This is a genomic window from Bradyrhizobium sp. PUT101 (assembly GCF_052043945.1).
Taxonomy (GTDB): domain Bacteria; phylum Pseudomonadota; class Alphaproteobacteria; order Rhizobiales; family Xanthobacteraceae; genus Bradyrhizobium.
This window is the reverse complement of record NZ_CP197207.1, coordinates 6,509,217-6,522,669: the sequence shown is the minus strand read 5'-3', so window position 1 is coordinate 6,522,669 and position 13,453 is coordinate 6,509,217. Positions and strand designations below refer to the sequence as shown.

The 13,453-nt window shown below is 63.7% G+C and carries 10 protein-coding genes and 1 pseudogene; 8 read left to right on the top strand and 3 right to left on the bottom strand.

Annotated elements, in window-relative coordinates; all coding sequences use genetic code 11:
* The first annotated feature begins 138 nt into the window (after positions 1–138).
* Complete coding sequence (locus ACSHT2_RS31140; RefSeq protein WP_440638700.1) at positions 139–1,374, top strand: putative DNA modification/repair radical SAM protein; 1,236 nt, start codon at positions 139–141, stop codon at positions 1,372–1,374.
* Complete coding sequence (locus ACSHT2_RS31135) at positions 1,374–2,816, top strand: UdgX family uracil-DNA binding protein (RefSeq protein WP_440638698.1); 1,443 nt, start codon at positions 1,374–1,376, stop codon at positions 2,814–2,816. The genes ACSHT2_RS31140 and ACSHT2_RS31135 overlap by 1 nt, the downstream gene beginning before the upstream one ends.
* Positions 2,817–2,899: 83 nt before the next feature.
* On the opposite strand, the gene ACSHT2_RS31130 is transcribed toward ACSHT2_RS31135, so the two are convergent.
* The gene (locus ACSHT2_RS31130) at positions 2,900–4,069 is read right to left on the bottom strand and encodes a M20 aminoacylase family protein (protein ID WP_440638696.1); all 1,170 of its coding nucleotides are present in this window, start codon (positions 4,067–4,069) and stop codon (positions 2,900–2,902) included.
* Between the two features lie 173 nt (positions 4,070–4,242).
* Here ACSHT2_RS31130 and ACSHT2_RS31125 point away from each other — a divergent pair, with 173 nt between their 5' ends.
* The 4 genes and pseudogenes from ACSHT2_RS31125 (at position 4,243) to ACSHT2_RS31110 (ending at position 7,330) form a co-directional block, all read left to right on the top strand.
* Positions 4,243–5,862, top strand: coding sequence for a GMC family oxidoreductase (locus ACSHT2_RS31125; RefSeq protein WP_440638695.1), 1,620 nt, complete (start codon positions 4,243–4,245; stop codon positions 5,860–5,862).
* Between the two features lie 30 nt (positions 5,863–5,892).
* Positions 5,893–6,774, top strand: coding sequence for an alpha/beta fold hydrolase (locus tag ACSHT2_RS31120; protein ID WP_440638694.1), 882 nt, complete (start codon positions 5,893–5,895; stop codon positions 6,772–6,774).
* Positions 6,761–7,011: pseudogene (locus ACSHT2_RS31115) on the top strand (type II toxin-antitoxin system RelE/ParE family toxin). Before ACSHT2_RS31120 ends, ACSHT2_RS31115 begins: the two are co-directional and overlap by 14 nt.
* A 13-nt stretch (positions 7,012–7,024) precedes the next feature.
* Positions 7,025–7,330: a HigA family addiction module antitoxin gene (locus ACSHT2_RS31110; RefSeq protein WP_440638692.1), complete on the top strand. Its 306-nt coding sequence runs from the start codon at positions 7,025–7,027 to the stop codon at positions 7,328–7,330.
* Between the two features lie 8 nt (positions 7,331–7,338).
* On the opposite strand, the gene hpnO is transcribed toward ACSHT2_RS31110, so the two are convergent.
* Entirely contained in the window at positions 7,339–8,730 is a 1,392-nt protein-coding gene (hpnO, locus tag ACSHT2_RS31105) for an aminobacteriohopanetriol synthase HpnO (RefSeq protein ID WP_440638691.1), read from the bottom strand.
* A 142-nt stretch (positions 8,731–8,872) separates the two neighbouring features.
* Between hpnO and ACSHT2_RS31100 the strand changes: the two genes are divergently transcribed.
* Complete coding sequence (locus ACSHT2_RS31100; protein ID WP_440638689.1) at positions 8,873–9,517, top strand: DUF2147 domain-containing protein; 645 nt, start codon at positions 8,873–8,875, stop codon at positions 9,515–9,517.
* Here the strand turns inward: ACSHT2_RS31100 and ACSHT2_RS31095 are convergent.
* On the bottom strand, positions 9,485–12,073 hold the full coding sequence (locus ACSHT2_RS31095) for an MMPL family transporter (RefSeq protein WP_440638688.1): 2,589 nt from the start codon (positions 12,071–12,073) through the stop codon (positions 9,485–9,487). The genes ACSHT2_RS31100 and ACSHT2_RS31095 overlap by 33 nt on opposite strands.
* A 453-nt stretch (positions 12,074–12,526) precedes the next feature.
* Here ACSHT2_RS31095 and ispH point away from each other — a divergent pair, with 453 nt between their 5' ends.
* Positions 12,527–13,453: a 4-hydroxy-3-methylbut-2-enyl diphosphate reductase gene (gene ispH, locus ACSHT2_RS31090; RefSeq protein ID WP_440638687.1), complete on the top strand. Its 927-nt coding sequence runs from the start codon at positions 12,527–12,529 to the stop codon at positions 13,451–13,453.

Here is a 13,453-nt window from a genome sequence, read left to right as displayed (position 1 = left end):
TGCCGTGGCCTTCAAAAGAAGAACCAACGGCTGGCTCATTTGTTCATGATATGTTCTAATATAAAGCTAACGGGGCCAGAAGAGTCAATCGAATTGGCGCTCGATCGGATTCGTGAGCTGAATCAAAGGGATTCAAGGATGGACGTACAACGCAAGCTGGAAATCCTGGCGGACGCCGCCAAATACGACGCGTCCTGTGCCTCCAGCGGCACCGAGAAGCGGGATTCCAGCGACGGCAAGGGGATGGGCTCGACCGCGCCCAGCATGGGGATCTGCCATTCCTACGCGCCGGACGGACGCTGCATCTCGCTGCTCAAGGTGCTGCTGACCAACGCCTGCAATTACGATTGCCTCTATTGCGTCAACCGCGCCTCCTCCAACGTGCCGCGCGCCCGCTTCACCATCGACGAGGTCGTGAAGCTGACGCTCGACTTCTACCGGCGCAATTACATCGAGGGCCTGTTTCTCTCCTCCGGCATCATCCGCAGCCCCGACTACACCATGGAGCAGGTCGTCAGCGTCGCGCGAAAGCTGCGCGAGGAGCATCACTTCCGCGGCTACATTCACCTGAAGACCATTCCCGAAGCCGACGACGCGCTGATCGCGGAGGCCGGCAAATATGCCGACCGCCTCTCCATCAATATCGAGATGCCGCAGGAGACCAGCCTGCAGCAATTCGCGCCGGAGAAGGACGTCCGAGCGATCCGCCGCACCATGGGCCGGTTGCGGCTGAAGCTGGACGAGGCCGAGGAAGATCGCAGCACGAAGACGAAGGCCAAGGCGCAACGCTTCGCGCCAGCCGGCCAGAGCACGCAGATGATCGTCGGCGCCGACGCGGCCTCCGATCACACCATTCTCCACACCAGCGCCAATCTCTACGGCGCCTACCGGCTGCGGCGCGTTTATTATTCCGCCTTCAGTCCGATTCCCGATGCCAGCCGCGCCTTGCCCCTGCGGGCGCCGCCCTTGCTGCGCGAGCACCGGCTCTACCAGGCCGACTGGCTGATGCGGTTCTACGGCTTCGACGTCGGCGAGATCGTCGACGACAACGCGATGCTGCCGCTCGACATCGATCCCAAGCTGGCCTGGGCGCTGCGCCATCGCGACCGCTTCCCGCTCGACGTCAACCGCGCCAGCCGCGAGGAGCTGCTGCGCGTGCCGGGCTTCGGCACCAAGGCGGTCGAACGCATCATTGCGACGCGGCGCACCACCACGATCCGTGTCTCCGATCTCGCGCGGCTGCACGTGCCCCGCAACAAGGCGCTGCCGTTCATCGTCCTCAGCGATCACCGCCCCTCGCCACATCGGCTCGACGGGGCGCGGCTGATCGAACGGTTCAAGCCGAAGGCAATGCAACTCGGATTTGGCTTCTGATGCAGTATATCACCCTCGATACCGAAACCGATTTCGACGGCTGGCGCAAAGCCGCCCGCACGCTCGTTCTACATCATGTGGAGCCGCGCGATGTCACCTGGGCCGTGCGAGGCGGCGAAGCGGAGTTGTTCGCGCCACCCTCGCCGTCTCCGATCCTCGAGGTGAATGACGGCACCTTCAACGTATCAGCAAAATTCGTCGAGCTGGCCAAGACCGCAATCCTGCACCGCGATATCAAGCGTTTTGCGATCCTCTATCGCCTGCTCTGGCGATTGAAGGACAATCACGACCTCATCGAGGTTGCGACCGATCCTGACGTCGCGCAAGTCACGGCCATGGCAAAGGCGGTCCATCGCGACGAGCACAAGATGCACGCCTTCGTCCGCTTCCGCGAGATCGGCCGGGAACGCCAGGCGCATTACGTCGCCTGGTTCGAGCCGGAGCATCACATCGTCGAGCTCGCCGCGCCGTTCTTCGCCAAGCGCTTTGCCGACATGCCCTGGTCGATCCTGACACCGGACCTCTGCGCGCATTGGGATGGCCACGCACTTTCGTTCGCATCCGGCGTCAGCAGGAGCGAAGCACCGAGCGAAGACCGGCTGGAAGAAACCTGGCGGCGCTACTACGCCAGCATCTTCAATCCGGCCCGGCTCAAGGTGAAGGCGATGCAGGCCGAAATGCCGAAGAAATATTGGAGGAACCTGCCCGAGGCTTCGATCATTAAGCCTCTGATCGAGGACGCCGAACGCATGACCGGTGCCATGATCGCCAATGCCGCAACCGATCCGCGCAAGCCTCAGAAGCGGCCGGAGGCTCCGATGAAACGCAAGCCAGCTGCCGACGATCTCGAAACGCTCCGCGAGGAGGCCGCGCATTGCCGCGCCTGCCATCTCTATAAGGACGCGACCCAGACCGTGTTCGGCGAAGGCCCGAAGTCCGCCAACATCATGCTGGTCGGCGAACAGCCCGGCGACAAGGAAGACCTCGCCGGCCATCCCTTTGTCGGTCCCGCCGGTCAGATGCTCGACCGCGCGCTGGAGGAAGCCCGCGTCGACCGCAAGAAGGTCTATGTCACCAACGCGGTCAAGCACTTCAAATTCGTGCCGCGTGGAAAGATCCGCCTGCACCAGAAGCCGAACACACCTGAGATCCGGGCCTGCCGGCAATGGTACGAGCGGGAAGTTGCGGCAATCCAGCCCGATCTCATCGTGGCGATGGGCGCGACCGCCGCGCAAAGCGTGTTCGGCAAGATCACCCCGATCGGCAAGAACCGCGGCCGGCTCATAGACCTTCCCGACGGACGCAAAGCACTCGTGACGGTGCATCCGTCCTATCTGCTGCGGCTGCCCGATCCTGAAGCCAAGGTGCTGGAGTATCAGCGCTTTGTCGAGGATCTGAAGATCGCCGCTGCCTTGCAGAAGAAGGCCGCCCGGGCTGCCTGATGTCCCGGCCCTTTGCATTCAAGTCGTCATTCCGGGGCGGCCGCAGGACCGAACCCGGAATCTCGATATCCTGACGTCGGTAGTCAGGCCGCCAGCGATTCCTCGACCAGTTTGACCCAGTAGGACGTGCCGTAGACGATCGCCGCGTCGTTGAAATTGTAGGCGGGGTGATGCAAGCCGGCGCTGTCGCCGTTGCCGCAGAAGATGAAGGCGCCGGGCCGCGCTTCGAGCATGTAGGCGAAATCCTCGCCACCCATCAGCGGTGCCATGTCGTGCACATTGGCTTCGCCCGCAACCTGCTCGGCGATGCGCCGCGCCACTTCGGTCTCCGCCGCATGATTGTTCACGACGGGATAATTGCGCTTGTAGCGCAGGTCGATCTTGGCGCCGGTGATCTGCGCCACGCCTGCCACGACTTCACGCACGCGCTTCTCGACCAGCTTGCGCACCTCCGGCGATAGGGTGCGGATCGTGCCTTTCAGCGTCGCGGTCTGCGGAATGACGTTGCGGGCGTTGCCGGCGTGGAATTCACAGATCGAGATCACGGCCGATTCAAGCGGATCGACGCTGCGCGCAACGATCGACTGCAGTGCCGTGATTACCTGCGCACCGACCAGCACGGAATCGACGCATTTGTGCGGACGCGCGGCGTGGCCGCCGACGCCCTCGATCATGATGTCGACCTCGTCGGTCGCTGCCATGATCGGACCCGGCCGGATCGCGAACGAGCCGATCGGGATGCCCGGCCCGTTGTGCATGCCGTAGACCTGGTCGATGCCGAAGCGCTCCATCAGGCCGTCCTTGACCATGGCCGCGCCGCCGGCGCCGCCCTCCTCGGCCGGCTGGAAGATCACCACGGCATCGCCGGCGAAGTTGCGGGTTTCGGCGAGATAGCGGGCGGCACCTAGCAGCATCGCAGTATGGCCGTCATGGCCGCAGGCGTGCATCTTGCCAGGGTTCTTGGAGGCGTAAGGCAGATTGGTCTGCTCCTCGACCGGCAGCGCGTCCATGTCGGCACGCATGCCGATCACCTTGAGCCCCTCGCCGGCCGGCTTGTTGCCCTTGATCACTCCGACCACGCCGGTCTGGCCGAGGCCGGTCACGACCTCATCGCAGCCGAACTCCCGCAGGCGATCCGCGACGAATGCTGCGGTGCGGTGGACGTCGTACAGCAGCTCGGGGTGCTGGTGGATGTCCCGCCGCCAGGCCTGGATGTCGGGCTGAAGGTCGGCGACGCGGTTCACGATAGGCATGGAGGGTCTCGAGCTTTGTTGGAATAAAGACCTCTCTACCATGCAAGCGCCGGTCCACCCAACCGGCGGAGGGTCCGGGGTAGCTCTGTTCTCTCGTCATGGCCGGGCTTGTCCCAATCCGCTGCGTCTGCCTATTAGACGGAACGCAAAGTGACCATCCGGGTGGAAGCAGAATGCCAAGGCGGCTCGAAGGTGAGTTTGACTACATCGTCGTCGGGGCCGGTACGGCCGGCTGCATCGTCGCCAACCGGCTCTCGGCCGATCGCAACAACCGCGTCCTCATCCTGGAAGCCGGCGGCGACGACAATTGGATCTGGTTCCACATCCCGGTCGGCTATCTCTTCGCCATCGGCAATCCCCGCTCGGACTGGATGTTCAAGACCGAGGCCGAGCCTGGCCTGAACGGCCGTTCGCTCGCCTATCCCCGCGGCAAGGTGATCGGCGGCTGCTCGGCGATCAACGCCATGATCTCGATGCGCGGACAGGCCGCCGACTACGATCATTGGCGCCAGCTTGGGCTGACCGGCTGGGGCTATGACGACGTGCTGCCGCTGTTCAGGCGGCTGGAAGACCACTTCCTCGGCGCCAGCGAGCATCACGGCGCCGGCGGCGGCTGGCGCATCGAGGCACCGCGGCTGTCCTGGGCCATTCTCGACGCCGTCGGCGATGCCGCCGAGGAGATGGGCATCAAGCGCATCCCGGATTTCAACACCGGCGACAACGAAGGCACGAGCTATTTCCACGTCAACCAGAAGCGCGGCCGGCGCTGGTCTTCGGCGCGCGGCTTCCTCAAGCCCGCACTGAACCGCCCCAATCTGCGGCTCGAGAAGCATGTGCTGGTCGACCGCCTCATCATCGAGCAGGGCCGCGCCGTCGGCGTCCGCTTCATCCGGAACGGCGAGATCGTCGAGGCGCGTGCGAAACGCGAGGTCATCCTCTCTGCAGGCTCGATCGGCTCGGTGCAGGTGCTGCATCGCTCCGGCATCGGACCGGCCGACTGGCTGTCGCCGCTCGGCATCGACATTGTCATGGACAAGCCGGGTGTAGGGCGCAATCTCCAGGACCACCTCCAGCAGCGCGCGATCTACAGGGTCGAGGGCGTCCGTACGCTGAACGAGACCTATTACAACCTCTTCCGCCGCGGCCTGATGGGACTCGATTACGCCTTCCGCCGCCGCGGTCCTCTGACCATGGCACCGTCGCAGCTCGGCATCTTCACGCGCTCGGATGCGACTCGCGCCCGCGCCAACATTCAGTTTCACGTGCAGCCGCTGTCGCTCGACAAGTTCGGCGATCCCCTGCACCGCTTTCCCGCCATCACCGTCAGCGCCTGCAATCTGCAGCCGACCTCGCGCGGCATCGTTCGCTTGCGCGCGGCGACACTAGATGAGAAGCCGATCATCGCGCCGAACTATCTGTCGACCGATGACGACCGCCAGGTCGCCGCCGACGCCATTCGCACCACGCGGCGCCTGATGCAGCAGAAGGCGCTCGCAAAGTACCAACCAAGCGAATATCTGCCCGGTCCCTCCGTCGGTGACGACGACGCCTCGCTGGCCAAGGCCGCCGGCGATATCGGCACCACCATTTTCCACCCCGTCGGCACGGCGAAGATGGGTGCGGCGAACGATCCGATGGCGGTGGTCGACGAGCGCCTGCGCTTCTACGGCCTCGGAGGCTTGCGCATCGTCGATGCCTCGATCATGCCGACGATAACCTCGGGCAACACCAACACGCCGACGGCCATGATTGCGGAGAAAGGGGCCACGATGATCCTGGAGGACGCGAAGTAAACCAACCCTCAGCGCATCACTGCTTCACCCATGATCAATCCGCACCGTTTTTCCATCGGCCCGGCCGACGCAGAGATCGCCATGTTGCAATGGGGCGCGCGCGGAAGGCCGCCCGCCCTCCTCCTGCATGGCACCGGCTTCGTGGCCGATGTCTGGGACGAGGTCGCGCGAGAGCTTGCATCGACCTACACCGTCTACGCGCTCGACCGCCGCGGCCACGGCGCCAGCCACAAGCCCGGTGCTTATCACTTCCTGGATTACGCCGACGACGTCTGCCGGGTGATCGATGCGCTCGATCTCCGAGACGTCTACGGCATTGGCCACAGCGCGGGCGCGACCGACCTGCTGCTGGCAGCAAAAATGCGACCGGGATCCTTCACACGCCTGTTCGTGATGGAGCCGACGGTCATGGATCCGCGCACGGCGCGCTCCGCGGATTTGAGCGGGGAATCCCTCGCCCGCGTGCAGGGCACGCTGCGCCGGCGGGCTGAATTCGACAGCGCCGACGCCGTGTTCGCGCGCTACCGCGAAGCGCCAGCGTTTGCGGATTGGACCGAGACGTCGCTATGGGCTTATGTACGCCACGGCTTCACGCGGCTCGACGACGGCCGCGTCCGGCTCTGCTGCATGCCCGAAATCGAATCCGCTATCCTGCTTCCGATCTATGAGGCGATGGAGCAGGTCTATGTTGGCGACGCCCGCGGCAATCCGTTTGCCTCGCTCGTCGAGATCGGCTGTCCCGCGCGCGTCACGACCGCGGCGAAGTCGGACCCGATCTACAAGGAGATGGCATCGCGCGCCGTGTCACTGATCCCAAGCGTCAGCACGCTGGTCTTTGAGGGCGCCGGGCATTGCGTGGCGCAGGAAGTGCCGGGGCGCGTGGTCGAGGCCCTGAGGGATTTTTCGAAATAGATCTCGCGCCCCGGACGCGGCGCAGCACCATAAGCGCGCTTACGCGCACCGGAAATTGCGTTATCTGCACGCTGCGGGCGACTTGGTGACTTGCGCGCCCCGCCCGGCAATCGCCTCGAGGCTCTCGCGGGTGATCGCAAGGGACAGCGTTCGATCCGGATCAACGATCAGTTCCGAGTGTGCTTCATCTGGACCGCACAGGGCCCAGTTGACGTCGAGATCATGGATTATCACTAAAGGAAACGTGACGATGGCCAAGAAACTCAAACCCATACATCCTGGCGAGGTTCTGCGTGAGGAATTTCTGATCCCGTTGAGCATGTCCGCCGGTGCGCTTGCCAGGACATGTGGCCTGCCACGCACGCGTATCGAGCGGATTGCGAGTGAGCAGACCGGAATCACCGCTGACACAGCACTTCGTCTGGCCAAGGCGCTCGGCACGACCGCCGAATTGTGGCTCAATCTCCAGAATGCTTACGACATCCAGATCGCCAAACGCGATCTGGGCAAAGCTCTCGACCGCATCGAGACAGTGAACAAGCCAAAGGCGGCGTGAGACTCGGCCTACGCCGACCTTCTCACCGCGTTGTCCACCAGCGTCTTGCCGAGCGACCAGATCGCGCCGGGGACCTTGTGGCTGCCCGCGATGACGTCGTCGAAGGCACGCTCGATCCAGCGGCAGTCTTCCTCAGTGATGGTCAGCGGAGGCAACAGCTTGATGGTGTGGCTGCCGTGGCCGGCGACTTGCGTGAGGATCTTGTGGTCCTTGAACAGCGGCACGGTGATGAGCTGGCAGAACAGGCCCTTGTTGGCGGTCTCCAGCACGTTCCAGGAGGCGCGCAGGCGCAGCGACTTCGGCGGGCCGAACTCGACGCCGATCATCAGGCCCTTGCCGCGCACTTCCTTCATCAGCTCGTAGCCGGGCACCATGCGCGTCAACGCGAGGCGCAGCTCGGCGCCGCGCTTGGCGGCGGACTCGATCAGCTTCTCGGACTCCATGACGTCGAGCGTGGCAATGCCCGCGGCCATGGCAAGGTCGTTCTTGGAGAAGGTGGAGCCGTGCACCACCGCCCGGTCCATCTGGTTGAAGATCTTGTCGAAGATGCTCTTGCGCGTCAGCACGGCGCCGACCGGCACGTGGCCGCCCGATAGCGACTTCGACAGCAGCACCATGTCGGGCTCGACGTTCCAGTGCTCGACCGCAAGGAAGCGGCCGGTCCGGCCCATGCCGGTCTGGATCTCGTCGGCGACGAACAGCGTGCCGTACTTCTTGCAGAGCGCGGCCGCGCCGGGCAGGAACTCGTCGGTGGGCATGTTGACGCCCTTGCCCTGGATCGGCTCGACGACGAAAGCGGCAACCTCGCGCGAGGCCAGGGCCTTTTCCAGCGCAGCCAGATCGTTGAACGGGACCGGCGTGCAGCCCGGCAACAGCGGCTCGAATCCGGTGCGGAAATTCGAGTCGCCGGTCAGCGACAGCGCGCCATAGGTCAGGCCGTGGTAGCCGTGGGCGCAATAGACGATGCCGGGACGGCCGGTCGCGCCACGCGCGAATTTGATCGCGGCTTCGACGCATTCCGCGCCGGAATTGGCAAAGAACACCTTGTCGAGATAGGGAACGTATTTCAGCAGCCGTTCGGCCAGCACGCCGGCGAGCGTCGAGACGTCGAACTGGACGAGGTTGGGCAGATCGGCATCGAGCACGCTCTTGAGCGCATCGCGCATCACAGGATGATTGCGTCCGATCGCAAACACGCCAAAGCCGGACAACAGGTCAAGGTAGCGAGCGCCCTCGCGATCGTAGAGGTACTGCCCCTGCCCCTTCTGGAAGCCGACATCATAGCCGATGGTCTTGAGAACTCGGACGAACTGCTCGTTCAGATACCGGTTATGCAGGGTGCTGCGCTGGGCCTGACGGTCCGCGAATAGCTGAGACATGTCTGGATTTGGGCTGTGCATCCGCTACATACTTCGATTGGAGGCCGACTCGTCAACTGAAAACGGACCGCCACTGAAAACGCTCTGTGCGGCCTTTTGCCCTTTTTCGGACCATCTTCGCAAGCACAGCTTTTAGATCATGTTGCACTGCCAAGGAACTATCATGCGTTTGGCCCTTTACACCGGACTAATACTGGCTGGCGGTTACACCTGCCTGACACCCGCGCTCGCTGCAGACCCGACCGGCGACTGGCGGGTGGCCGACAGCGTTGCCAACATTCGTGTCGCCCAATGTTATGGCAGCATGTGGGGCGCGGTCTCCTGGGAAAAGCAACCCGGCGGGCGCGACGAGAACAATCCGGATGTCTCGAAAAAGAACAGGCCGACGCTGGGCATGGCAACCCTGATCGACATGAAGAAGAAGCCCGGTATCGATCAGTGGGAAGGACAGGTCTACAACGCCAAGGATGGACAGCTCTACAGCGCGACCATCACGCCGGCTGGTCCCGACCAACTCGAAATCAAGGGCTGCGTGATGGGCTTCCTCTGCGGCGGCGAGACCTGGACCCGGGTCGGCCCGCCAATCCCCTCGAGTCCTGCCAACGCCATGGCCAAGGGCGCGCCGAAATCCAGCGGCGCGGCGCCGAAGCCTCAGGGGGCGCAGGCAGCTCAAGCGACGACAGGCGCCACGGCGCCTGCGCCTGCAGCTCCGAAGGCTGCTGGCGCCGCCAAGCCCGGTCAGAAGAGCGCCGCCGACCCCGTCGGCGACATCTGCCTACTCCCTGAGATTGCGGGGTTTGCCCATTAGGGCCGGCTGAAACAGCAGCACGGCGGCCAGCGTCGTGACCAGCGAGAGTGCCAGCAGCTTGCCCATGCTGGACGTGCCGGGATGGCTCGACAGCCACAGGCTGCCGAACGCTGTTGCCGTCGTCAGCGCGCTGAAAAAGATCGCGCGCGTGAGGCTGGTCTGGAGCAGGTTTGTTCTGCCCGAGCGCCACGCGACGACATAATAGATCTTGAAGGCGACACCGACGCCGAGCAGCAGCGGGAATGCAACGATATTGGCGAAGTTCAGCGGCAGGCCGATCAACACGCAGATCTCGAGCGTCACTGCGCCGGCAACCAGAAGCGGCACCAGCGTCATCAGCACGTCGACGAACCGGCGTAGCGTGATCCACAGCAGGAGCCCGATCACCACCAGCGCGTAGATGCCGGCGTGGATGAACGCCTTCACCACGGTGTCGCCGGACTTCAGGATCGAGACCGGTCCGCCGATCGCGGTCGGCTCGGCCGCGAGCACCGCCGCCGCGAATTTGCGCAGCGTATCGTTGTCGTTGGGATCGCCCTTGGGCAGCGCCTCGACGCGGATGATGCCGTCCTTGCTCTTCCAGGCGTTCACGAGCTCGGGCGGCAGCGACTTCAGGGTGACCGGCTCGGCCTGCATGGCGTTCCTGAGCTGGTCGAACACGATCTTCATCGGCGTGACGAACACGTCCTGCGCCTTGTTGCGCGTGGCCTCGTCGCTATCGGCGAGCTTTTCGAGCGCGTCTGCAAGACGGCGCGAGGCGACCGCACCCGGCCCCTTCGCGTCACCCGCGGTCCGGCGCAGATTGTCGACTGAAGATTTCAGCGACTCGACATTTTCCTGATCCGACGGCGCCGCATCGATCTGATCGGGGTTCAGCGCAGGGTTGAGCACCTTGGCGCCTTGCGCGATCAGCTTCAGCTTCGGCGGCTGATCCTGCGGCACGAAACTGTTGAGTGACATCACCCGCAGCACTTCGGGCACTTTCTCGAGCCTCGCCTCGACCTGCCTCGCCTGCTCCTCCGACGTCGTCATCACGTTGATGGCATTGGCGCCGGTGTTGGGATCCTTGCGCAAATCGAGGAAGGTGGCGATCGATTCGGCCTTCGGGTTGCGCAGGTTCATCGGGTTGAAGTCGAACTTCATGAAGTAGAGCAGCGGCAGGCCGCCCAGCGCGAGCAGCAGCGTGCCGCCGACGATCAGCACGCGATGCTTCTCCAGGAAGTGATCGAGCGGCGCCAGGAAGGCGTAGCCGACGGGCTCCGGCTCGCCGGGCGGGTTCAGAAGCTTGAGCAGCGCCGGCAGCACGGTGATGCTGGACACGAACGCCACCAGCATGCCGACACCGGCGATCTGTCCGAGCTCCGAGATGCCCTTGTAGTCGGTCGGCATGAAGCAGAGGAAGCCCGCCGCGGTGGCCATCGCCGCGAGCGACAGCGGCACCGCCGAGCGCTTGGCGGCCAGCACCAGCGCGCCCGAGAGGTCATTGTGCTTGTAGCGCTCGGAGCGATAGCGGACGCTGTACTGGATGCCGAAATCGACGCCGAGGCCGACGAACAACACCGCGAACGCGATCGACAGCAGGTTGAGCGAGCCGACCATCATCAGGCCGGCCGCGGTTGTGATCGCGAGGCCCACGAAGAGATTGACGAACACCGCAAAGATGATCTTCGCCGAATGCAGCGCCAGCCACAGGATGAGCAGCACGACGAGGACGGTACCGACGCCGTTGACGACGGCTCCCTCCTGGACGGTCGCGTATTCCTCGTTGGCGATCGGGACCGGGCCGGTCAGGCGCACCCGCGCCTGGTATTTGGTGGGAAAGTCCAGATCGGCCGCCGCTTTCCGGATCGCGTTGGTCGCGTCCTTGCCCGGCTCCAGCGCGTTGTAGTCGAGGACCGGCTTGAACTCGATGAAGGCGCGCTTGTCCGAATCCTTCAACGGCTCGTCGCTGACGAGCTCGCGCCAGGAGAAGCTGGCATTGCCCTTGTTGAGCACGGTCTCGACGGTCTGCGCGATCAGGTTGAATGGTCGCTCGGTGTTGTCGAGCTTGACCTGGCCTCGCTTGACGCCGGCAAGGCCGGTTTCCAGCGCCCCGGTGAGGCCGCGGATCGAGGGATCGCCGGCCATGATCTCGATCAGGGGCGCGGCGGATTCGAACTGGCCGGTGGTCTTGGCGACTTCTTCCGTCGGCAGGAACAGCAGTCCATTCTTCTCGAAGAACTCGCCGCTACCGAGTTGCTGCATCGACTGGAAGTTGGTCTTGTCGTCCTTCAGCCTGGCATAGAGCGCGTCTGCTGCGGCGCTCGTCATCTCCGGCGTCCGGGCCTCGATCACAGCGAGGATCGTTTCGTTCTGGTCAAACGCCTGGTCGAATTGCTGGTCACGTTTGCGCCAGTCGAGATTCTGGGAAATCAGCGAATTGATGTCGGTGTTGATGGCGAAGTGGCGCGCAGTGTAATAGCCCGCCCCCACCGACAGCAGGAGCCCGAGAACGACGACGAGGGAGGCAAACCGGGTGCAGGCCCTGACGATGGCAACGACTACGCTTTGCAGCACTTCTTTTCTTTCTGCGGTTAAACAGCTTGCCGGAAACGCCCGCTGTTTATCGGAGTTCCCGGGCGAAACCTATTGCTGTTTTGAGTGGTTCTCGCCGCGCGAAGGTTCGAGGTAAACGGCGGGAGACCGTGGCAAAATCATGCGGGCGGTCGGTATAGCCGGGGACTTGAGGCGGGAAAGTGACGAAGAACGATGCACCTATGTCGCGCATCTGCGCACAGGGCGCATCCTACCATAATACCTAAAAAGTGAGCTGTCGGCGTTCCCGTCTTTCCTTTTTGCCGATTTTTTGACACAAAGTATTGCGCCTCCATGCGCCGGGAGCCGTTGAGGGTGGGTGGCTACCGCATGCGCGAACCAATGGTGCGGATATTGCAACTCATTGGTCAGTAGCGGGGTGCCGCCGGGGACTTACGAGAGCGGATTTGGTGCAACTTGCGTGATGGGCGTCCAATGGAAGTTTATCTGGCGCAACCGCGCGGCTTCTGCGCGGGCGTGGTGCGTGCGATCGAAATCGTGGAACGGGCGCTGGAGAAGTACGGCCCGCCCGTCTACGTGCGCCATGAGATCGTGCATAACAAATACGTCGTCGAGAGCCTGAAAAGCAAAGGTGCAATCTTCGTCGAGGAACTCTCCGAGGTTCCGCCGAAGGCAGTGACGGTCTTCAGCGCCCACGGCGTCGCCCGCAGTGTCGAGGAAGAGGCTGCCGCGCGCGACCTTCCGGTGCTCAATGCCACCTGTCCCCTGGTCACGAAAGTTCACAATCAGGGGAAGCGCTACATCGGCAAGGGCCGGACGCTGATCCTGATCGGCCATGCCGGCCACCCCGAGGTCGAGGGCACGATGGGCCAGGTCCCGGGGCCGGTGCAGCTTGTCCAGAGCGTCGAGGAGGTTAAGGCGCTCACATTGCCGTCGGATACGCCAGTGGCCTACATCACCCAGACCACCCTGTCGGTCGACGACACCAAGGACATCATCGCGGCCCTTAAGGCCCGCTTTACAGATATTCAAGGCCCGGATATCCGGGATATCTGCTATGCGACACAGAACCGCCAAACTGCGGTAAGGGATTTGAGCAAGCTGGTCGACGTGATCCTGGTGGTGGGCGCTGCCAACAGTTCGAACTCGAACCGGCTCCGCGAAATCGGCACTGAGGCCGGCGTCGCGAGTTATTTGATTGCCGACGGCAGCGAGCTCAATCCGGAATGGTTGAAGGATGCCAGGACCGTCGGCGTCACGGCCGGCGCTTCGGCGCCCGAGGTACTCGTGGATGACGTGATCGAAGCGATGCGGCGGATCGGACCGGTCAAGGTCTCAGTGCTGCCGGGCCGCGAGGAAAACATCGAATTCCGGCTTCCGGCCCAACTGGCTGCGAGCTGA